Origin of the sequence: Polaribacter sp. HaHaR_3_91 (assembly GCF_019278525.1) — a bacterium.
Taxonomy (GTDB): Bacteria; Bacteroidota; Bacteroidia; order Flavobacteriales; family Flavobacteriaceae; genus Polaribacter.
This window is the reverse complement of the sequence record NZ_CP058986.1, coordinates 1,544,861-1,565,147: the sequence shown is the minus strand read 5'-3', so window position 1 is coordinate 1,565,147 and position 20,287 is coordinate 1,544,861. Positions and strand designations below refer to the sequence as shown.

Sequence of the window (20,287 nt, the reverse complement as noted above, 5' to 3'; positions counted from 1 at the left end):
ACAAGTAGAAGATCTTGATCCGTTAAAATTGCAAAAAGCTATTTTCTTAGGGATACGTTTTGATTTAAAACTTGCCGTTATTGCTTTTTTCCCACTAGCGATATTACTTTTAATCACTAATTTTCGTTTTTTTGAAAGGAAAATTTATAAAAAGATAGCGAATACATATCTCGTTTTAACTTATTTGACCTTAACTTTATTTTACTTATTTGACCTTGGTTATTATGAGTATTTAGGAATTCGATTAGATGCTTCTTCACTTCGATTTTTAGGTAATTTAAAAATATCTAGTCAAGTTTTAGTTGAAAGTTACCCTATTTATAAAGGACTTATAGGGTTGATAATCTTATGTTTTATCATCTATAAATATGCTAATTTTGTATATAATATATTTTCAAAAGCACATCAAGAAATAACAAAAAAAGTAAAAGCAGTAATTATTATTCTAACCATACTCGTTTTATCTTTTGGTATCTATAACAGTATTACACACTATCCATTGCGCTGGAGTGAGGCTTTTTTCTCTAAAAACACTACCGTAAATCAATTTGCATTAAACCCTGTTTTATATTTCTTTGATAGTTTTTCATTTAGAAGTGAAGGTGCTAATATTGAAAAATTTAAAGTTTATTACCCTGTAATTGCAAAACACTTAAACTTACCAAAAGACACTATAAATTTTGCAAAGAAAGTAACTTTTAAAGAACCATATAAAGAGAAGCCAAATGTAATTTATGTAATGCTAGAATCTACAGGAACGGCAACATTGAGTCATTATGGTAATCCTTTAAACTCTAGCCCAAAAATGGATTCTATTATAAAGGAAAGTTTAAGCTTCTCTAAATTCTATGTTCATAAACCAGGTACAGCAGCAAGCGTTTTTGCTAGTGTTACGGGGTTACCAGATATAGAGGATGTAAAAACGGCTTCTAGAAACCCTATGATTATAGATCAACGTATTATTTTTGATCAGTATGAAGGGTATCAAAAACAATATTTTATAGGTGGCTCTGCAAATTGGGCGAATATAAGAGGCGTATTTCAATCGAATGTAAAAGATTTACAAATTTTTGAAGAAGGTAGTTTCGAAGAAGAAAACAGAGCTGATGTTTGGGGAATTGATGATTACGATTTATTTAAAGAGTCTGACAAAGAATTTAAAAAACTACATGAAAGCGGAAAACCTTTTGTTGCCTACATTCAAACAGCAACAAACCACATGCCTTTTACAGTACCTGACAAAAAAGAAAGTTTTAAACCTATTTTAGAGGACGAAATAGACGAAAAAACCTTGTCAAAAGGTGGTTTTAGATCTTTAGGACAATTAAACGCAATTAGATATTTAGATTTTAATGTTGCACGTTTTTTAGAAAGAGCTAAAGAAACTGGTTATTATAACAATACTATTTTTGTCTTTTTTGGCGATCATAGAGGAGGTATGAAAAAACTAAATTTCTTAAAAAATAATCAAGATGATTTAGGGATACAAGTGCATAATGTGCCGTTTTTTATTCATGCCCCAAAATATGTAAAACCTCAAGTAGTTGATAAATATGCTAAATTAATAGATGTGTTTCCTACGGCAACAAGCATCGCTAAAGTAGACTATACAAATTATACTTTAGGAAGAGACCTATTAGATAGTACCAACACAGATACTGCTGCTTTTGTCTACTTACAAAGTAAAGGAGAAAAAGGAGTTGGAATATTAAAAGATAATTTTTATTACGAGAAAACAAACATCTCTAAAAAAACGAGTTTGTACAGTTTAGATACAAATACAGTAAAAGATATTCAGTTAGAGAAGCCTGAGGTTGCGCAACAAATGGATAGCCTTTTATCCGCTTACTATTATACAACCAAATATTTATATTTTAACAACAAGAAAATACCTAAATCTACAACTGTAGACTAAATACTTAAAGCTATAATTGGACTTCAAAATAATTACTCGTATTTATTTTGAAGCCAATTTTTTATATAAATTAGTTTTTCTGAAGGACATTGGTCTAAACTCTGCATACATAAAAAGAGTTTATTTTGATTTTTCTCAGCTCTTTTAAGTTTATTCTTAATAAAAAAAAGAGGTTTTTTATAGCTCTGAAAATAAACCAAATTATAATTATTTTTTTTAATTGAGGTTTTATTCTTTATCTCTAAATGATTAGCTAAACTTTGAGCGATATACTGACTATCACTTCTAAATCTTGGTTTAATATTTAAAACCTCTAACGACTGATTACCTTTATAAAAATTCTCAAAAGTCGACTTTCTTAAAGGTTGAGGTGTATGATGAAATTTAAAGTATTTTTTTAAACCTAAGATTTGGGCTGCTTTTTGTTGTGCAATCTTATGCCCAACTCTTTTCTCTTTTTTTTGTTTCTTAAAAATATTTTTTATTTTTTTATATAAAACATCACTATCAAATCTTAACCAACTCCCCCTTAATACAGGTAAATCACCTATAAAAAAATCTTCTACTTTTGTTTTCTTAAGTAAAAAAAAATCATCATTAAAATAAATAAACCTTTCTGATAAACCGGGTATTTTATATAACCTTGTTTCTATTGACCTAGAATTGAACGTTGGTAAAAAGTTTTCATGATTTTTAAATATATCTTTATGATCTATAATCTTCACTTTGGAATAAAGTGATGAATTCTTTTTTAAAAATTGAGGTGTCTGATTATCTGTAACTATATAAATATGTCTTATAAATGTAGCATACTTTAAAATAGACTTTACACAAAATTCGATTTCACCGATTTGCCCATAACGCAGATTAATTCCCTTAGGAGATAGTATAATTTTATCATCTAAATATCTTCTCATTTTGGCTTTATGTAGGGGATCATTTCCATCTACCCAAGTAATAACAGCATCAATAACAATTCCTTTAGATTCTTCCATTTAAATGCTTCTTATTATTTAATAACCATAACTTAATATACCTCGTTAACACACCATAAGCTTGTGTTTTTGCAACTAAAAAACCAGTAAAACCATCTAAAAACCCAAGGCGGATAAAATAATGAATAAAAAACCTTGCAGAGGGTTTTATCATTACATGATAAATATTCACTTTAGCTCCTCTTTCATGTAATTCTTTGGCTCTAATTGCTGCATAATGATTCATTTTAGAAATATAATGATCATAATTTCTATATGAAAAATGGTCTATTTTATGTTTAAAAAAACCAATTTCTCCATTCGATGCAATTCTTTCATGAACAGCTCCTTTATAATTGCAATGTTCTTTTAAAAATAAACGAATTACTTTATCTCTCTGAAAACCAGAATAATTTACCTTTTTTTCGCAAAAATAGAAAGTCCTTCTTACATAAAAACCGACAAAACCATTCGGGTTTTTAACCGCTTCTAAAATTTCTTTTTTTACTTCTGGCGTAACTCTTTCATCTGCATCTAAAATATAAATCCAGTTATGTGCTGCTTGGTCAATTGCAAAGTTTTTTTGAGAAGAAAAATCATCAAACTTTCGCTTGATGATTTTTACATGTAGCTTTTCAGCTATTTCTAAAGTTTTATCTGTACTATAAGAATCTATAACAATAATTTCATCTGCAAAACTTACTGATTTAATAGCATCAGCAATATGAATTTCTTCATTTAATGTAGGTATAATTGCTGTGATTTTTGTCATAGTACCTAATTCTTAAACGGCTACATCATATTCACGTAGCGCATCGTTTAAAGAAGTCTTTTTATTGGTACTTTCTTTTCTCTTTCCTATAATTAAAGCACATGGCACATTGAAATCTCCTGCTGGAAATTTCTTTGTATAACTACCAGGAATCACTACAGAACGAGCAGGAACAACCCCTTTAGTTTCTACAGGTACATCACCAGTAACATCAATAATTTTAGTACTCATTGTTAATACAACATTTGCACCTAAAACTGCTTCTTTTTCTACCCTTACACCTTCTACAACAATACATCTAGAACCAACAAAAACTCCGTCTTCTATAATTACAGGTGCCGCTTGTAATGGTTCTAAAACACCACCAATACCTACTCCACCAGAAAGATGAACGTTTTTACCAATTTGTGCACAAGAACCAACCGTAGCCCAAGTATCTACCATAGTACCTTCATCTACATACGCACCAATATTTACATAACTTGGCATTAAAATAGTACCAGGTGAAAGATAAGATCCTTTACGAGCAGACGCTCCAGGAACTACACGAACTCCCTGTGCTGCGTAATCTGTTTTTAAAGGCATTTTATCGTGGTATTCGAAAATACCAGCTTCTAAAGTTTCCATTTTTTGAATAGGGAAATATAAAACTACCGCTTTTTTTACCCATTCATTTACTTGCCAACCATCCGTTGTTGGTTCAGCAACTCTTAATTCTCCTTTATCTAATAAATCAACAACTTTTCTAATTGTGTTAATTGTATTTTCTTCTTTTAACAACTCGCGGTTTTCCCAAGCTGACTCTATGATTTCTCTAATTTCTTTCATTCTAATATGTATATTTGCGCAAATATAAATCTATCCACAAAAACGTGGACGAATATACGTTTTTTAAACAGATTATTACATCTTGTTTAAAATACAATTATCATTTATCTTCGAGAAAACACATAAGACCACTTTGTATTTAGAATCAAGAACTAAGGCTTGATTGTAACTAGCTGACAAACAAATGTTTTTTTAAATGATTGACAATAAAATTGAATTGTTTCATGCCAATGTAAGTGTTAGGAGAATAAAATTGAATTTAACTAGACATTTTGGGTGTTTATACGGCATAAAACAAAAAAAACGTTAACTAATTGATAATATTTAAATTAAACAGTAGTTATTATATTATAACTTTTATTTTTGCAAAAAACATTTAATTTGGGTAAAATTCTCGCCATCGATTTTGGTAAAAAAAGAACAGGTATTGCAGTTACAGATGAACTACAAATTATTGCCTCTGGTTTAACAACCGTGAACACCGATGATTTAATTCCTTTTCTGAAAAAATATATTTCTGAAAATAAAGTAGATCTTTTTCTGGTAGGAAAACCGAAACAGATGAATAATACCGATAGTGAAAGTGAAGTTTTAATACTTGCGTTTCTAAAAAAACTAGAAAACCAAATACCTCAAATTCCATTGTTAAGAATTGATGAACGTTTTACTTCTAAAATGGCTTTTCAAACGATGATTGATGGAGGCTTAAATAAAAAGCAACGTAGAAATAAAGCTTTGGTTGATGAAATTAGTGCTACCATTATTTTACAGTCTTATTTATATAGTAAGTAATAAAACGCAAAATTGTTTGATTGTTTGCTAATGTTATTCTATTAGTTAAGCAACTTTTACAATTAAGTTTTTTCATGCGAAGAATGAGAAACTCACTTTAAACAATAGGTTCTTTTTAGATGTTTTAACCTTATTAGAGCAAAGACAAAACTGTTTAAAAAATAAAACTCAAAAAAAAATAAAATCCAATTTCAAAAAATTCGTAATTCGTAATTGTAAATTGTATTTTTGCCAATCTTAAAAATAAAGAAATGATATTACCAGTTGTAGCTTACGGAGATCCTGTTTTACGAAAAATGTCCGTAGAAATTGATGCAGATTATCCTAATTTAGAAAAATTGATTTCTAATATGAAAGAAACCATGTACAATGCTTCTGGTGTTGGTTTGGCAGCTCCTCAGATTGGTAAAGCAATCCGTTTATTTGTTATTGATGCTTCTCCTTTTGCTGAAGATGAGGATTTATCTGAAAAGGATAGAGCAGCTTTAAAGGATTTTAATAAAGTATTTATAAATGCTAAAATATTAAAGGAAGAAGGTGACGAATGGGCTTTTAACGAAGGATGTTTAAGCATTCCTGATGTTAGAGAAGATGTTTTTCGTCAGCCAGAAATTACTATTGAATATCAAGATGAAGATTTTAAAACTCATACAGAAACTTTAGACGGTTTAGCTGCAAGGGTTTTTCAACATGAATACGACCATATAGATGGAGTCTTGTTTACAGACAAACTCTCTTCCCTTAAAAAGAGGTTGATAAAAAAGAAATTAGAAAATATTTCTAAAGGGAAAGTTAATGCAGACTACAGAATGCGTTTCCCAAATGCAAAAAAAGGTAAATAACAAAAAACCATGTCTTTTTCTAGCTCAGTCACAAACTAATTGTTTTTGATTTAAGAAAACGTTTGTCTGTTCTGGAAATGACATTTAATAAAATATACAAAAATGGAATTTAACAAAATTATTGCCGTAACTGGTAAACCTGGATTATTTCAAGTAATCTCACAATCTAAAAATGCAGTAATCGCAGAATCTTTAGTAGAAAAAAAACGTGTAGCAATTAATGCTGCTCAAAACGTTAGCTTGTTAGAAAACATAGCAATTTACACGTATGAAGAAGATGTGCCTTTATTAAACATTTTTACTTCTACGTATGAAAAAACAGAAGGTAAAGAGGCTTTATCTCATAAAGAAAATAGCAAAAATTTAATTGCATTTTTCTCTGAGGTTTTACCTGGTTATGATGAAGAAAGAGTATATGCTTCTAACATAAAAAAAGTAATTCAGTGGTTTAATATTTTAGTAAAAGCTGGCATGGAATTTCCTAAAGTTGAAGAAGTATCTGCTGAAGAAACTGAAAAATAGTATTCAGTATTCAGTATTCAGTATTCAGTATTCAAAACTAAAAAAATGAATAGCAGAAAAGAACAATTAGCGGCTTTTAATAGATTGTTAGATATTATGGACGATCTTCGTGAGAAGTGTCCGTGGGATAAAAAACAAACTTTAGAAAGCTTACGTCATCTTACTATTGAAGAAACGTATGAATTGGCCGATGCTATTCTAGATAATGACTTACAAGAAATTAAAAAAGAATTAGGCGATGTGCTTCTGCACATCGTCTTTTATGCTAAAATTGGAAGCGAAAAAAAGGCTTTTGATATTGCTGATGTTGCCAATGCAATTTGCGACAAATTAGTACACAGACACCCACATATTTACGGAGATGTTGTTGCTGAAACAGAAGAAGAAGTAAAACGTAATTGGGAACAATTAAAATTAAAAGAAGGAAATAAATCTGTTCTAGAAGGTGTTCCTAAAAGTTTACCTGCGGTTGTAAAAGCAAGTAGAATTCAAGAAAAAGTAAAAGGTGTTGGTTTCGATTGGGAAAAACCCGAACAAGTTTGGGAAAAAGTACAAGAAGAACTTACAGAACTAAACGAAGAAGTAAAAGCAGGAAACCAAGAAAACACAGAAAAAGAGTTTGGTGATGTCTTATTTTCTATGATTAATTACGCTCGCTTTATTGGCGTAAATCCAGAAAATGCTTTAGAAAAAACGAATAAGAAGTTTATTAATCGTTTTCAATTTCTAGAACAAGAAGCTAAAAAAGAAGGCAAGGAACTTGCTGATATGTCTTTAACTGAAATGGATGTGTATTGGGAGAAATCTAAAGAATTTTTTAAGTAAAAAAATAAACTAGACTATTTTCTATATCAAGTTGATGATTACAGTCGAAACCTTAATTTACTTATTTTTCTTCGGATAAAATTGCGATTCTAAAAACCCTAATCCATATCCTAAAAACTGGGTTAAAGAAGTAAATACACTCAAAAAAGCGACCTTTAAATTCTTATTCTGCACTAAAGAATCTAAGAAAATTAACAAGAAATAAAATCCGTAGAAATACAACAATTGGTTATAGCCCAAAATGGCTAAAATAATACTCACATCAATTCCAATAATAAACAAAGAAGGAAACCAATAGGTCGGTTTTGCTGTTGTGGGATATTTTTTATTCAAAATAGGTCTAGCTGTTCCAAAACCAAAGGTCTGTTTAAAAAATTGCTGAATAGAGCTTCTTCTTTTATGATACACAAAAGCTTTTTCTATTAGCTGTGTTTCACAATCGTTTTCCCAAAGTCGGAATGTTAAATCGATATCTTCTCCGTTTTTCATTTTAGAAAAACCCTGTGTCTTTTTAAAAGCTATCTGAGACAACCCCAAGTTAAAACTTCTTGGTTGAAATTTACCGACAGCTTGTTTTTTACCTCTAATTCCACCTGTAGTTAACACAGAAGTCATCGAGTAATTAATTGCTTTCTGTAACGAAGTAAAACTTTTATGCGCTGCATCTGGCCCACCAAAAGCATCTGTAAAATTAGTTTCTAAGGCTTTTTGCACTTCGGATAAATACTGTACTGGAACAATAACATCAGAATCTAAAATAATAAAATAATTTCCTGAAGCATTTTGCATTCCGAAATTACGGCTCGCTCCTGCCCCACTGTTTTCTTTAAAAAAGTATTTTAAATCTAATTCAGTTTTATACTTCTCAACAATTAAATCACTTTTATCCGTAGAACCATCCTCTATAATTAAAACTTCAAAATCATCAGAAAAATCTTGTTTTGTAAGACTTTCTAACAACTCCTCTATTTCATTAGGACGATTGTAAACTGGAATTATTAAGGAAAAATTGAGACTCAAATTATAAATATTTTCAAAGTTTTAAATGTTAAACTAATTTAAAACAATCTTGTAAATGTAAAAAATTGAACGTTCATAAATCAGAAAAAAACAACAAAAAAAAGATAGCTTTAGCTTAGTATAATTGAAAACGCCATCAGAATAAAAATAAAACCACTAATTTTATTTAACCAAACATTAAAATTAGGATTACTCTGTAACTTTTGAGAAAAAAGACTCGCAAAAAAAGACAATCCTAAATACCAAACTGTACCAATAAGCGTAAATGTAAAACCTAATAAAAAAAAAGGCCCTGGATTTTCTATTTCTAAAGGATTAATAAACTGTGGTAAGAAGGTTAAAAAAAATATCAATTTTATATATCTAAAAACATACGATTTATTTAGTTAGGTGAGCAAATAGATCTGTTTATCAATTAGAGAAAAAACGATCAAAAAGATTATTGATATTTAGCAAATTGGTAAAATAAGAAGTAAAAGGATATTTTTTTATTTGAAAATCGTGCTTTTCAAAATAAACGCTATATTATACCCAAATAAATCAAACGTTTTTGATAGCATAGCAGAAGCTTATTTTTTGAAAAAAGATACTGTCAATGCAATTATCAACTTTAAAAAAGCGTTAGCTATTAACCCAGAAAACAAAAATTCTGAACGTTTTTTAAAGAAAATAACAAAGAAATAAATGACACTAGAAGAACTAAAATATCCGATAGGAAGAACAAATATTCCAAAAAACATCACAAATAAAAATATTGAAGATTGGGTTTCTATTTTGGAAAGATTTCCTCAAGAACTAGAATTCCTAACCAAAGACCTATCTGACAAACAATTAGACACACCGTACCGTGAGGGCGGCTGGACAATTAGACAGGTAATACATCATTGTTATGACAGTCATCATAATTCATATACGCGTTTTAAATGGGCTTTAACAGAAGACAAACCTGTTATAAAAGCCTATTATGAAGAACGTTGGGCAGAATTAGAAGATTCTAAATCTGACCCTGTATTTTTATCAATTGATGCTTTAAAAGCCTTACATTCTAAATGGGTGTATTTCTTACGTAAATTGACGGATGCACAGTTAAACAAAATATTTATTCATCCATCTGGAAATAAAGAAGTTAGTTTAAAAGAAAACATTTGTATCTATGCTTGGCACAGTAAGCACCATTTTGCACATATAGAAGAATTGATGATTCGTGAAGGTTGGAAATAAAAACAACTTATGAAAACAGCTAAAAAATATTTTGATGAATATGCAGTTAGTCATCAAAACGAAACAAACCAAGCGATACATTACATTTGTGTTCCTTTAATTTTTTTTAGTGTTATTGGTTTACTCATGAGTATACCAACCACATTTTTAGAAAACACATTAAACTTATCTAATCCTTTAATAGAAAATTGGGCTGTAATAGTTGGTCTTGTTATTTCTATTTTTTATTTGCGTTTAGGCTTTTGGTATTTTATAGAAATGTCTTTGATAATTTTAATAACAATTGCAGCCAATTTTTGGCTAAGTAATCAAGTAAACCTGCTTTTCGCTTCTTTAATTATTTTTATTTTAGCTTGGATTGGCCAGTTTTATGGACATAAAGTAGAAGGTGCAAAACCATCATTCTTAAAAGATTTAGAATTTTTATTGATTGGTCCTTTATGGGTAATACAAAAATTAGGAAAGAAAAAATAAGGAATGAAAGAAGAAATTACCTTTGAAGATTTTTTAAAAGTTGATATTAGAATAGGAACTATTATTGAAGTGAATGATTTTCCTAAGGCAAGAAAACCTGCCTATCAACTAAAAATTGATTTCGGCGCATTGGGTATTAAAAAGTCTAGTGCGCAAATAACTGATTTGTATACAAAAGATGATTTACTAAACAAACAAGTTTCTGTAATTGTAAATTTTAAACCTAGACAAATTGCCAACTTTATGAGTGAATGCTTAGTAATTGGTGTTTATAATACTGCAGGAGATGTGATTTTATTACAAGCCTCTAAAGAGATAAAAAACGGAGAGCAAGTTAATTAGTGGTTTAAGGTTTAAGGTTTAAGGTTTAAGGAATTTAAAGCACCTCCACATAGAAACATAGTAAACATAGGTTTATTTTACGCAAGAAGTACAATAGTTTCAGGTTTCAAGTTTCTTGAAATCTGTAAAACTAATTTATGTCAATGCCATAAAAATTAATTTTTCGGATTATTTAAAATGACTAAAGCTCCGATTACTCCAGGAATCCATCCGCAAAGCGTCAGTAAAAAAATAATAAAGAAAGAACCACAACCTTTATCTATCACAGAAAGTGGCGGAAAGAAAATAGCAAGTAATACCCTTATAAAACTCATTTTTATATTTAGTTGGTTACAGAAATAAGACGAACCAAAAATAAATTTGTTACAGAGAAATGCTAAAAAAATAAAGTTTAAATATGTTATTTTCTATTTATAACCTCAACAAAATCAACATTAAATAACAGAATAGACTTTATTTAAAATAAATTGTAAAAAAACTCAAAAAATATGTCAATAAAAGTGACTATCTTTATAAAAACGTGTCTTAAACTATAGCATATAAAAATAAAGAATATGCTAACTAGTATTCTTAACTTTGCAAAAAACTAATCTATATTACTTATGAAAAAAATTTTATGTATTGTTTTATTTATTTCAGTAGCTATTGCATGTAAATCTACCTCTGCAGTTAGTACCAAATTAGACAATAAAACCGAACGTATTTTAAAAGGAAATTTTACAATGACTGCTGTTGACTTTCCTGGATCAGACTTTTTAAATGTAACTTCTTTTTACATAGCAGACTCTAAATGTTTTGTTGGTAGTGACTGGAGTTTTGTTTCAAATAACAACAAAGGAGAAATGGCACTTACTAGTCTAAGCACCTCTTGTAAAGAATTTAGTTCTCCAATAACTTGGTACCTAAATAAAGATGGAAAATTTGTTTTAAAAATCATTAACGACTACAAAGCAAAAGAAGTAAATAATGGTTTTGTTTTAGATATTATAAATGTAACAGAATCAAGCTTCCAATTGGTAGACCAAATTAACGTTGCAGGACAAACAAAAGATATTACTTACTCTTTTCAAAGAAAATAATTAAAAAAGAAACACAATGAAAAAATCAATAATTTATAGTTTATCAGTATTATTTATAACAGCAAGCATGCTAACCTCTTGTGAAGCTGTTAAAAATGCAAACAACACACAAAAAGGTGCTGGTATTGGTACTGCAGCAGGTGCTATTTTAGGTGCCGTAATTGGAAACAATGTTGGAAATGGTAAAAATTCTGAATTAGGCGCTGTTTTAGGTGGTGTAATTGGAGGTGTTACCGGTGGTGTAATTGGTAATAAAATGGACAAACAAGCTCGTGAAATAGAAGAAGCAATACCTGGTGCAGAAGTAGAAAGAGTTGGTGAAGGTATTATGTTAACTTTAGGTGAAAATGCCGTTAGATTTGATACTAATAAAGCTACATTATCTGTAGGAGCAAAAGCAAATTTAGAAAAATTAGTTCCTATTTTTAATAGTTACGAAAATACTAATATTGTTATTTATGGTTACACAGACAGCACTGGTAGAGTTGAATACAACCAAACTTTATCTGCAAAAAGAGCGAATTCTGTAAAAGAGTATTTAACCACTAAAGGTCTTGAAAATGCAAGATTTGAAACCAAAGGTTTAGGTGTTAATGATCCTATTGCAACAAACGAAACTGCAGAAGGAAGAAGTAAAAACAGACGTGTAGAGTTTGCTATTGTTGCCAATGAACAAATGATTCAAGAAGCACAAAAAGAAGCAGGAAACTAAATATAATCTTACTTTAATAAAAAGGCTACTCAAATGAGTGGCCTTTTTTGTTTCATCAAACTATATTTTCCCTAATTTTGCACCACATAAACAATTAAGAATGCCACGTAGAGAACGAAATAAATTTGTAAAGAAGAAGCAAGTTTTAGAATTAAAAATTGAAGATTACGCTTTTGGCGGAAAAGGGATTGCAAGAATCCAGTCTGATGAAGGTAGTTTTGTTATTTTTGTTCCGAATACCTTGCCTGGTCAATTAGTAAAAGCACAAATAAGTAAGTCTAGTAAAAACTATGCAGAAGCAAAGTTGATAGATGTTTTAGAACCATCTGAAGATGAGGTAGAAGTTCCTTATCAAGACATTCCTGGTGCGCCTTATATTCAATTACCTATAGATTTACAACATCAATATAAAAAAGAAAGTACTTTAACCTTATTTAAAAAAATTGGAAAAGTAGCTAATATCGAAGATCTATTTGATGAATTTGTAACCTCGCCAAACGTATTTCATTATAGAAATAAAATGGAATATGGTTTTTCTGCTATTGGATATGATAGAGTTACAAAAAGAGATAAAGATGAGTTTACATTAGGTTTTAAAAGACGTGGTGTTTGGTGGATGGGAGATAATTTAGAAAAAGATTCTGGCTTATTTGACAAGCAATTAGAAGACAATTTAAAAAACATTCGTCAATATTGTATAGACACTGGTTTAGAGCCTTGGCATGGTCCAAAAAAGACCGGTTTCTTTAGATACTTTGTTGTAAGAAAATCTTTTAAAACAGACGAATTATTATGTAATTTGGTAACTACTTCTCCTGAATTAGAGAATTTTGATTTACAGAAATTTGCTTCTTTTCTAAAGGATATTTTTGGAGATCGTTTAGCAGGTTTATTACATACTATTAATGATGAGACGGGCGATAGAACTATTGCAACAGCGGGTAGTTTAGACTTAGTGTATGGTAAAGATAAAATTGTTGAAGAATTATTAGGTTTGAATTTTGAAATCAGCATGAAAAGCTTTTTTCAAACGAACCCTAAATGTGCCGAAAAGTTATACTCAAAAGTTGTTGAATATGTTTTAGAAGATAAAACGAAGGTAGACAATACTGTAGTAATGGATTTATTCTGTGGTACAGGAACCATCGGTCAGATTGTAGCTTCTAAAAGTGAAAACGCAAAAATTGTTGGTGTAGATATCGTGGCTTCCGCTATTGAAGATGCTGAAAAAAATGCCAAAAGAAATAATATTGATGGACTAAAATTTTATGCAGCAGATGTTGGTAAATTCTTAGTTGCACATCCAGAATATAAAGATAAAATAAAGACAATTATTTTAGATCCTGCAAGAGCAGGAATTGCGCCAAAAACATTACAAAAAATCATTAATCTAAATGCTGATAGAATGGTGTATGTTTCTTGTAACCCAGCAACTCAAGCTAGAGATACAGAACTGTTAGCAGAAGCTGGTTATTTTATTAAAAAGATTAGTTTGGTAGATCAATTCCCACATACTAGTCATATTGAAACAGTGGTTTTGTTTGAGAAGAAATAACTAAATTTCATAAACTATATATATTAAAAAATCTCAGGTTAATAATTAACCTGAGATTTTTTAGTCTACATCAACTTGAAGATAATTCTAATTATAATTCACCACAATTTCTTTTCTATCCTTATACATCCTAAAATCTTTGAAAGTTTCGTTTATATCTAACTCAACGATATTAGAATGCGTTTCAACATTTAATAAAAACTCATTTTTAATTTCAACTTTTTTTATGTTTTTTCTAGACTTTGCTAAAAAACAAATCACTTTTGTATGATGATTTTCCGATTTTATAGTTAAAACTTGAGGTGTTATTTTTTCTCCATCAAATTTCCAACTCGATGTTTTATTCAGGTATGCACTAAAATCATCTTTAGTTACTTTAATACTTTTTGAAGCATCCAACTTTAAAAAGTTGAAGGTATCAAAATCAATTTCAAGCATTAAAACATGTCCTCTTTCAACAACATTAAAAGTGGCTGAAACAGCATCATGAAAATCATTGGTATTGCCAAAGTTTAAAAAAAATAAAAATGTAATAATTAAAATTCTCATTTTACAATTATTTTAGAAGTCCCTACTAATTTTCCATCTATTGTAATTCTTAAAAGATAGATGCCTGAACTTATAATATTCTTAAATTCTATGACACCAATACCTGACTTTTGACTAATTAACTGCCCCTTCAAAGAAAACAATGCTGCCTTGTATTTTTCTACATGGGTGGATATAACAGAAAAACTGCCATTATTAGGATTTGAATTTACGTAGAAACCTAATTCATCTAACTCAGGTTTATCAATGCTTAAAGTAGACCCACAACTTTCATCTACACTCGTTGCTGGATCATCTATTGCAAAAGGGTTGATATTCGCATTGGTGTCATCACAATCATAAGCACTCACAAAGCCATCTGAATCTGCATCAACATCATTTAAAGCACCTGCACTGCTAATAAAACTATCATTAAAATTTCCTTTCATACATCTTGATATCTGCGGAAAATCTTGAGTTACTACATAATAATATTCAAAAGTTTCTTCACCTTGAGCGGTCGTTAACGTAACCGAAGCTTCAATTCCGTTACATTCATCTAAATCTCCTTTACCTGCTATATACCCAAAATCATTAGTGTATTTTCCTGAATAAGGCCCACAAGGAGCACTAATTCCATCTCCAGGTCTTAGACCACTTTTTAATTGAAAACTAGGAAACATTTCTTTGACATTTCCATCTTTATCAGGGCCAAATCGATATAAAATAGGAAAACCATCTGAAGCCCAACCTACTTGTAAAAGTTCTGTTGGAATTGTATTTGTTGAAGAAATACCTGGTTTTAGTACCTCTACATAGCCAAACATATTTCCATGATAATGATAACCTGAATTCGGGTTTACATGAGCAGAAGCACAATCTAAAGCAACAAAATCTCTTCCATCCCCAATATTGGTTGTAGGTTCAAATACCCAATCCCAATTATATTGCCCAGTATTTGTATTTTCAAAAATAAATGGTGTTGCAGGAGCTGGCATCATATAAACTCCATTTAAACTGATTCCAAAATAATTAACAGGTCTTCCGTTTGTTCTAGAGATACTAGTTGTTTCTCCAGATAACTTTGGTGCTAAATCAAAATTATACACTCTATAATAAGGTTCTGGAGTTCTAGGTGAAACATAAGAAAAATTATGATTTGGATAATTGTTAGAATACACAACTCTTTGGTCTCCTTCTACATATTCGTAATAAATACTAGGGCTTGTGGGGATATCAGTACAAGCAATATAGTCATAACTCAACACATCTGTAACACCACAAGTATCATTACAGTCGTCTAAAGTAGTTTCTGCTCCATTTTTAATTCCATCACTACAAGACCAATCAGTTCTTATTATTTGAGCCTCTTGTTGCAACATTGCTTTTATTGTTTCTTGCTCAGTTGTTAAGCTTCCTATTAAATTAGTTTCTTCTTTAAAATCATCAACAATATTATAAAACTCCTCACCTCCATTTTCATCTTCAATTAACTTATAAGTAGCATTTCTAGTAGCCCAAGATTCTGTACCATTACTTTCATAATCCGTATAATTTATCTGTCTTCCTATTTGGTTTTCAAATATCAATGCAGGTTTTAAACTTAAACTATTCTCAGTTCCTCCGTTTAATTGCACACCAGCTAACTCTAAAATTGTAGCATGTAAATCGGTTGCTTGCACAAGGCTTGCTTCTACTTCATTTACTCTTTCTACAGACTTCCCTGTAATAATCATAGGTACTCGAATTCCGCCTTCATATAAAGAAGACTTTACATGTCCATTGGGAAAATAATTATTTGCCTTCCCTGGAGTACCATTATCTCCAATAAAAATAATAACTGTATTTTCTAACGTCTCTTCATCCATACTTTTAAGAAGTCTATCAATTTCATAATCCAAAGACTCAACCATTGCTAAATAGGTAGTTCTATCATCTGTTGGCGAAGTTGTATACGTACCTTCCGGTGGTATTTGAAAAGGAATATGTGGAGCAATATGCGCTAACCATAAAAACCATGGTTTCGTTTGATTGTCTATCCAGGATATTGCACTATTGGTTAAATGCGTCGTAATATATTCGTCTACTTGCTCTTCTTGTCCGTCTGAATTTAATTTTGTCCAATTATAATAATCATCAACCTGACTCGTAAATACGCCTTCATAAAAAGGTACTCCAGAATCTTCTGGATGACTGTAATTAGCACTACTATTTCCACCAATATGCCATTTACCAATAAGCCCCATACTATAATCTGTACTACTTTGTTCTTTTATTTTGGTAAATAAAGAAGTATGGCTGGTATCTAAAATTAAAGGGGGACTCATCACTCCTGTTTTAATTCCAAATTTCCCACTCATAATTGCCGCACGAGTAGGCGAACATTGTGGTGCTGCCCAAACATTGGTAAAAGACACGCCTTTTTTTCTAAATGAGTCTAATGTTGGTGTAACAGGTAAGTCTTCACTAATTCCAAATCCAGAAACAGCATCTATTCCTAAATCATCTGCAATTATTAATAATATGTTTGGTGATTGTTGTTGACTATAAATTGTTGTTTTGAAAAAAAACACTAATAGAATGGTTTTTAATATTCTCATATATTAATTGTTGTAGTTGATTAGAAAGTTGTAGTTGATTAGAAATAGTAATTAAAACTTATAAAATCACATTTCTAAATTTTAGACCAATTATTTTGAAAATGGTTTAATTGATCTTTTTTTTAGAGTTTAATAATAATGTAACGTTTTTAAAAACATCAATCTCTAAATAAAAAAAAGAATCCAAAGTTCTTACAAGAGAAAAGGGACAAAAGAAAAAACTTGACTATCACAATTACCTCTAGTTTTACTACAAAAATGTTAAATCCGTTCATAATTTCTAAAGAATTAAAGCTTATTTATGAAAATCAAACTATTTTAGCACCTTATAAAATCACAAATAATTATCTTTTGTTTTAAAATTCATTTTTTATGTACAAAACGAAATTATAATGAACCTTTTTATTAACATAAATCCTTTTTCACTATGAAAAAACTAACAGATTTCGAAATCAATAGAAAATTAGAAAAATTACAAGATTGGGATTATTATGACGATGCTTTGCATACAGATTTTGAGTTCGATAACTTTAAAGATTGTATGTCTGCAATGAATAGAATTGCATTTGAGTGTGAAGCTTTAAACCATCATCCAGAATGGACAAACAACTATAATACTTTAGATATTAAGTTGACCACACATGATGTAGATGGTGTTACAAAACTAGACTTTAAATTGGCTAAAGCCATCAATAAAATTGTAGAAGTTGAAGAATAGTATCTATAAAATAACAGTTATTTTAGTAATTGGTTTGCTTATAAACACCTCTTGTACTAAAGATGATTTCTGTCTACAAAACCCTGTTACTCCTAATTTGGTATTGCGTTTTTATGATGACACGAATAAGGAGTCTACAAAAGATGTGAGTACTTTATATGTTTGGGCAGAAGGGAAAGATACCATCGCAGATTTTAATGGTACTAGTTTAGACTCTATTTATATTCCTTTAAATAGTTTAACAACAGAAACTGTTTATAAACTTTCTAACGGAACAGATGTAGATACTTTTACCATAACTTATACTCCAAAAGAAGAATATGTATCTCGTTCTTGTGGATATAAAATTACTTTTAATGATGTTACTTTTTTTTCTGATAATACTTGGATAAAAGAATTTACACCATCAACATTAACAACACTAGACAATCAAAACACAGCACATGTACAAATATTTCATTAGCATCTGTTTCCTTTTTGTTTTTGTTAATGGGCAATCTCAAGAACAGAAAAAGGACACACTTATAAATGCTGAAAAAGACTCTATTGTCTATAAATCTAAATACGGATTAAGAGTTGGTGTGGACATTAGCAAACCCATTTTGGCACAATTTAATAGTTCTTATTCTGGATTAGAAATTGTAGGAGACTATAGAATTAAAAAAAACTTATACCTTGCTGCAGAAGTTGGTTTTGAAGAAGAAACAACTACTGAAGACTACACAAACTCTACCGTAAAAGGGAGTTATATAAGACTTGGTGTTAACTATAATGTCTACCAAAATTGGTTAGACATGAACAATGAAATCTTTATAGGAGCTCGTTATGGTTTTAGTATTTTCGATCAAACTTTAAACACTTACACACCCAACGTTAATTCAGTATATTTCCCTGCAGACGAAATAACCTCATCTGTATCGGCTACAGATTTAAATGTACATTGGACAGAGTTTATAATAGGTTTAAAAGTAGAAACCTTTAAAAACTTCTTTGTTTCTTTTAGCGGTTCTTACAAGATTGCTCTGAGTGTAAAAGAACCAGATAATTTTGAAACTCTTTACGCACCCGGCTTTAATAGAGTCTTTGATAGTGGTACAGGTTTCGGTTTTAACTACACACTTACGTACTTAATTCCTTTTAAGAAAAAGTAATTTTATTACAACTTAGTATTTTTTAGTAACTTTATCATCCTTATTTTTTAAACAAAACATCATGAATAAAATTCCTAGTGTAAATTTAGCAGACTTTTTATCTTCGGATAAAAACAAAAAACAACAATTTATTGATGAAATTGGTCATGCTTACGAAAACATAGGTTTTGTAGCTTTAAAAGGTCATTTTTTAGATGACAAATTAGTAGAAAGCTTATATACAGAAATTAAAAACTTTTTTGATTTACCTATAGAAACCAAAGAAAAATATGAAATTCCAGGTATTGGAGGACAACGTGGTTATGTTTCTTTTGGAAAAGAATCTGCGAAAGGAAAAAAAGAAGGAGATTTAAAAGAATTTTGGCATTTTGGTCAGTATGTAGACGCAGCTTCTAAATACGCTAAAGAATATCCAGATAATGTAACTGTAAACGAATTGGCAAACTTTAACGCAGTTGGTAAAGAAACGTATCAAATGTTAGAAAAAACAGCTAAATATGTTTTACGTTCTTTAGCCTTGCATTTAGGTTTAGAAGAAACGTATTTTGACAATTATATTAAAGACGGAAACAGTATTCTACGCCCAATCCATTACCCACCAATACAAACAGAACCTAAAGGAGCAGAAAGAGCTGCAGCCCACGGAGATATTAATTTAATTACCTTATTAATGGGGGCACAAGGTAAAGGATTACAAGTGCAAAACCATAAAGGAGATTGGATTGATGCTATGGCCGAACCAGATGAAATAATGATTAATGTAGGAGACATGTTATCTCGTCATAGTAATAACAAACTAAAATCGACCATTCACAGAGTTGTAAATCCACCAAAAGAAATGTGGGGAACATCACGCTATTCAATTCCATTTTTTATGCATCCTGTTTCTGATATGAAATTAGATGTTTTAGAAAACTGTATCGATGAAAACAACCCTAAACAATTTGAAGATATCACTGCTGGTGAGTTTTTAGACGAAAGATTAAGAGAATTAGGATTAAAGAAATAATTTGCAGTTTTAGTCTTCAGTTAGCAGCAATAAGTTAACTGAAGACTGAAAACTAAAGACTGAAGACTGAGAAAACATGGATTTCAAAGATCAATTAAAAAATTTATTTCCAGAGCATAAGGAAACTGTAGAACCTGTAAAAGAAAAATCGGATATTTGGTTACAAGACGATCCGATTATTTGCAAATACGAAAAACGTAAAGGGAAGCCAATTACTATCTTAGAAGGCTATACTGGTGCAACATCAGACTTTAAAAAACTTGCAAAAGAGATTAAAACCAAACTATCTGTTGGCGGTAGTTTTAAAGATGATAAAATTATTATTCAAGGTGACTTTAGAGATCAAATAATGACCATGCTAAAAGATAAAGGCTTTAAAGTGAAGCGAGTTGGTGGATAAAATTTAGT

Annotated in this window: 24 protein-coding genes; 16 read left to right on the top strand and 8 right to left on the bottom strand. The window is 30.1% G+C overall.

Translation table 11 applies throughout. The features are described 5' to 3' along the window. Positions 1-28: 28 nt before the first annotated feature. Positions 29-1,915, top strand: coding sequence for an LTA synthase family protein (locus H0I27_RS06475; protein ID WP_254713151.1), 1,887 nt, complete (start codon positions 29-31; stop codon positions 1,913-1,915). Between the two features lie 32 nt (positions 1,916-1,947). Here H0I27_RS06475 and H0I27_RS06470 read toward each other — a convergent pair whose 3' ends face one another. The 3 genes from H0I27_RS06470 to H0I27_RS06460 are packed head-to-tail and all read right to left on the bottom strand — an operon-like array spanning position 1,948 to position 4,489. Further along, positions 1,948-2,910 carry a stealth family protein gene (locus H0I27_RS06470; RefSeq protein WP_218733025.1) on the bottom strand — a complete coding sequence of 321 codons (963 nt, stop codon included), beginning with the start codon at positions 2,908-2,910 and terminating at the stop codon, positions 1,948-1,950. Continuing rightward, positions 2,897-3,661, bottom strand: a complete 765-nt coding sequence (locus H0I27_RS06465; protein WP_218733024.1) for a glycosyltransferase family 2 protein — start codon at positions 3,659-3,661, stop codon at positions 2,897-2,899. Before H0I27_RS06465 ends, H0I27_RS06470 begins: the two co-directional genes overlap by 14 nt. Before the next feature lie 12 nt (positions 3,662-3,673). Then, entirely contained in the window at positions 3,674-4,489 is an 816-nt protein-coding gene (locus tag H0I27_RS06460) for a 2,3,4,5-tetrahydropyridine-2,6-dicarboxylate N-succinyltransferase (RefSeq protein WP_218733023.1), read from the bottom strand. 381 nt (positions 4,490-4,870) lie between these two features. Here H0I27_RS06460 and ruvX point away from each other — a divergent pair, with 381 nt between their 5' ends. From ruvX to mazG, 4 genes are all read left to right on the top strand, one after another. Then, entirely contained in the window at positions 4,871-5,281 is a 411-nt protein-coding gene (ruvX, locus tag H0I27_RS06455) for a Holliday junction resolvase RuvX (protein ID WP_218733022.1), read from the top strand. Between the two features lie 251 nt (positions 5,282-5,532). Beyond that, on the top strand, positions 5,533-6,123 hold the full coding sequence (def, locus tag H0I27_RS06450) for a peptide deformylase (protein WP_218733021.1): 591 nt from the start codon (positions 5,533-5,535) through the stop codon (positions 6,121-6,123). A 102-nt stretch (positions 6,124-6,225) separates the two neighbouring features. Next, entirely contained in the window at positions 6,226-6,645 is a 420-nt protein-coding gene (locus H0I27_RS06445; RefSeq protein WP_218733020.1) for a DUF5606 domain-containing protein, read from the top strand. 45 nt (positions 6,646-6,690) lie between these two features. Beyond that, positions 6,691-7,470 (top strand): nucleoside triphosphate pyrophosphohydrolase, encoded by a 780-nt coding sequence (gene mazG / locus H0I27_RS06440; RefSeq protein ID WP_218733019.1) that lies wholly within the window; start codon positions 6,691-6,693, stop codon positions 7,468-7,470. Positions 7,471-7,527: 57 nt separating this feature from the next. Here mazG and H0I27_RS06435 read toward each other — a convergent pair whose 3' ends face one another. After that, positions 7,528-8,490, bottom strand: coding sequence for a glycosyltransferase family 2 protein (locus H0I27_RS06435; RefSeq protein ID WP_218733018.1), 963 nt, complete (start codon positions 8,488-8,490; stop codon positions 7,528-7,530). A 110-nt stretch (positions 8,491-8,600) separates the two neighbouring features. Next, the gene (locus tag H0I27_RS06430; protein WP_254713150.1) at positions 8,601-8,843 is read right to left on the bottom strand and encodes a LysE family transporter; all 243 of its coding nucleotides are present in this window, start codon (positions 8,841-8,843) and stop codon (positions 8,601-8,603) included. Between the two features lie 331 nt (positions 8,844-9,174). Here H0I27_RS06430 and H0I27_RS06425 point away from each other — a divergent pair, with 331 nt between their 5' ends. Genes H0I27_RS06425 through H0I27_RS06415 form a run of 3 tightly spaced genes read left to right on the top strand, consistent with a single transcriptional unit; the run spans position 9,175 to position 10,527 of the window. Continuing rightward, entirely contained in the window at positions 9,175-9,711 is a 537-nt protein-coding gene (locus H0I27_RS06425; RefSeq protein ID WP_218733017.1) for a YfiT family bacillithiol transferase, read from the top strand. 9 nt (positions 9,712-9,720) lie between these two features. Beyond that, positions 9,721-10,185: a DUF962 domain-containing protein gene (locus H0I27_RS06420; RefSeq protein WP_218733016.1), complete on the top strand. Its 465-nt coding sequence runs from the start codon at positions 9,721-9,723 to the stop codon at positions 10,183-10,185. Positions 10,186-10,188: 3 nt separating this feature from the next. After that, positions 10,189-10,527 carry a tRNA-binding protein gene (locus tag H0I27_RS06415; RefSeq protein WP_218733015.1) on the top strand — a complete coding sequence of 113 codons (339 nt, stop codon included), beginning with the start codon at positions 10,189-10,191 and terminating at the stop codon, positions 10,525-10,527. A 155-nt stretch (positions 10,528-10,682) separates the two neighbouring features. Here the strand turns inward: H0I27_RS06415 and H0I27_RS06410 are convergent, their stop codons facing one another. After that, complete coding sequence (locus H0I27_RS06410) at positions 10,683-10,841, bottom strand: YqaE/Pmp3 family membrane protein (RefSeq protein ID WP_082864245.1); 159 nt, start codon at positions 10,839-10,841, stop codon at positions 10,683-10,685. Between the two features lie 288 nt (positions 10,842-11,129). On the opposite strand from H0I27_RS06410, the gene H0I27_RS06405 reads away from it, so the two are divergent. From H0I27_RS06405 to rlmD, 3 genes are all read left to right on the top strand, one after another. Further along, the gene (locus tag H0I27_RS06405) at positions 11,130-11,606 is read left to right on the top strand and encodes a lipocalin family protein (RefSeq protein WP_218733014.1); all 477 of its coding nucleotides are present in this window, start codon (positions 11,130-11,132) and stop codon (positions 11,604-11,606) included. A 16-nt stretch (positions 11,607-11,622) separates the two neighbouring features. Continuing rightward, entirely contained in the window at positions 11,623-12,318 is a 696-nt protein-coding gene (locus H0I27_RS06400; RefSeq protein WP_218733013.1) for an OmpA family protein, read from the top strand. Positions 12,319-12,418: 100 nt separating this feature from the next. Then, the gene (rlmD, locus tag H0I27_RS06395) at positions 12,419-13,873 is read left to right on the top strand and encodes a 23S rRNA (uracil(1939)-C(5))-methyltransferase RlmD (RefSeq protein WP_218733800.1); all 1,455 of its coding nucleotides are present in this window, start codon (positions 12,419-12,421) and stop codon (positions 13,871-13,873) included. An 87-nt stretch (positions 13,874-13,960) separates the two neighbouring features. Here the strand turns inward: rlmD and H0I27_RS06390 are convergent, their stop codons facing one another. Both H0I27_RS06390 and H0I27_RS06385 read right to left on the bottom strand, forming a co-directional pair. Next, on the bottom strand, positions 13,961-14,422 hold the full coding sequence (locus H0I27_RS06390) for a DUF6702 family protein (protein ID WP_218733012.1): 462 nt from the start codon (positions 14,420-14,422) through the stop codon (positions 13,961-13,963). Next, complete coding sequence (locus H0I27_RS06385; RefSeq protein WP_218733011.1) at positions 14,419-17,001, bottom strand: sulfatase-like hydrolase/transferase; 2,583 nt, start codon at positions 16,999-17,001, stop codon at positions 14,419-14,421. The genes H0I27_RS06390 and H0I27_RS06385 overlap by 4 nt, the downstream gene beginning before the upstream one ends. A 427-nt stretch (positions 17,002-17,428) precedes the next feature. On the opposite strand from H0I27_RS06385, the gene H0I27_RS06380 reads away from it, so the two are divergent. The 5 genes from H0I27_RS06380 (at position 17,429) to H0I27_RS06360 (ending at position 20,279) form a co-directional block, all read left to right on the top strand. After that, on the top strand, positions 17,429-17,719 hold the full coding sequence (locus H0I27_RS06380) for a 4a-hydroxytetrahydrobiopterin dehydratase (protein ID WP_068450203.1): 291 nt from the start codon (positions 17,429-17,431) through the stop codon (positions 17,717-17,719). Continuing rightward, the gene (locus tag H0I27_RS06375) at positions 17,709-18,182 is read left to right on the top strand and encodes a DUF6452 family protein (RefSeq protein WP_254712623.1); all 474 of its coding nucleotides are present in this window, start codon (positions 17,709-17,711) and stop codon (positions 18,180-18,182) included. Before H0I27_RS06380 ends, H0I27_RS06375 begins: the two co-directional genes overlap by 11 nt. Next, positions 18,163-18,870, top strand: coding sequence for a DUF6048 family protein (locus tag H0I27_RS06370; protein ID WP_218733010.1), 708 nt, complete (start codon positions 18,163-18,165; stop codon positions 18,868-18,870). Before H0I27_RS06375 ends, H0I27_RS06370 begins: the two co-directional genes overlap by 20 nt. Before the next feature lie 61 nt (positions 18,871-18,931). After that, on the top strand, positions 18,932-19,879 hold the full coding sequence (locus H0I27_RS06365) for an isopenicillin N synthase family oxygenase (protein WP_218733009.1): 948 nt from the start codon (positions 18,932-18,934) through the stop codon (positions 19,877-19,879). Between the two features lie 76 nt (positions 19,880-19,955). Next, positions 19,956-20,279 (top strand): translation initiation factor, encoded by a 324-nt coding sequence (locus H0I27_RS06360; RefSeq protein ID WP_165730137.1) that lies wholly within the window; start codon positions 19,956-19,958, stop codon positions 20,277-20,279. Positions 20,280-20,287: the final 8 nt, after the last annotated feature.

Coding starts and splice junctions, on each gene's coding strand:
- H0I27_RS06470 (WP_218733025.1), bottom strand. CDS start 2,910: ATGGAAGAATCTAAAGGAATTGTTATTGATGCTGTTATTACTTGGGTA.
- H0I27_RS06465 (WP_218733024.1), bottom strand. CDS start 3,661: ATGACAAAAATCACAGCAATTATACCTACATTAAATGAAGAAATTCAT.
- H0I27_RS06460 (WP_218733023.1), bottom strand. CDS start 4,489: ATGAAAGAAATTAGAGAAATCATAGAGTCAGCTTGGGAAAACCGCGAG.
- def (WP_218733021.1), top strand. CDS start 5,533: ATGATATTACCAGTTGTAGCTTACGGAGATCCTGTTTTACGAAAAATG.
- H0I27_RS06445 (WP_218733020.1), top strand. CDS start 6,226: ATGGAATTTAACAAAATTATTGCCGTAACTGGTAAACCTGGATTATTT.
- mazG (WP_218733019.1), top strand. CDS start 6,691: ATGAATAGCAGAAAAGAACAATTAGCGGCTTTTAATAGATTGTTAGAT.
- H0I27_RS06425 (WP_218733017.1), top strand. CDS start 9,175: ATGACACTAGAAGAACTAAAATATCCGATAGGAAGAACAAATATTCCA.
- H0I27_RS06420 (WP_218733016.1), top strand. CDS start 9,721: ATGAAAACAGCTAAAAAATATTTTGATGAATATGCAGTTAGTCATCAA.
- H0I27_RS06415 (WP_218733015.1), top strand. CDS start 10,189: ATGAAAGAAGAAATTACCTTTGAAGATTTTTTAAAAGTTGATATTAGA.
- H0I27_RS06410 (WP_082864245.1), bottom strand. CDS start 10,841: ATGAGTTTTATAAGGGTATTACTTGCTATTTTCTTTCCGCCACTTTCT.
- H0I27_RS06405 (WP_218733014.1), top strand. CDS start 11,130: ATGAAAAAAATTTTATGTATTGTTTTATTTATTTCAGTAGCTATTGCA.
- H0I27_RS06400 (WP_218733013.1), top strand. CDS start 11,623: ATGAAAAAATCAATAATTTATAGTTTATCAGTATTATTTATAACAGCA.
- rlmD (WP_218733800.1), top strand. CDS start 12,419: ATGCCACGTAGAGAACGAAATAAATTTGTAAAGAAGAAGCAAGTTTTA.
- H0I27_RS06390 (WP_218733012.1), bottom strand. CDS start 14,422: ATGAGAATTTTAATTATTACATTTTTATTTTTTTTAAACTTTGGCAAT.
- H0I27_RS06385 (WP_218733011.1), bottom strand. CDS start 17,001: ATGAGAATATTAAAAACCATTCTATTAGTGTTTTTTTTCAAAACAACA.
- H0I27_RS06380 (WP_068450203.1), top strand. CDS start 17,429: ATGAAAAAACTAACAGATTTCGAAATCAATAGAAAATTAGAAAAATTA.
- H0I27_RS06370 (WP_218733010.1), top strand. CDS start 18,163: ATGTACAAATATTTCATTAGCATCTGTTTCCTTTTTGTTTTTGTTAAT.
- H0I27_RS06365 (WP_218733009.1), top strand. CDS start 18,932: ATGAATAAAATTCCTAGTGTAAATTTAGCAGACTTTTTATCTTCGGAT.
- H0I27_RS06360 (WP_165730137.1), top strand. CDS start 19,956: ATGGATTTCAAAGATCAATTAAAAAATTTATTTCCAGAGCATAAGGAA.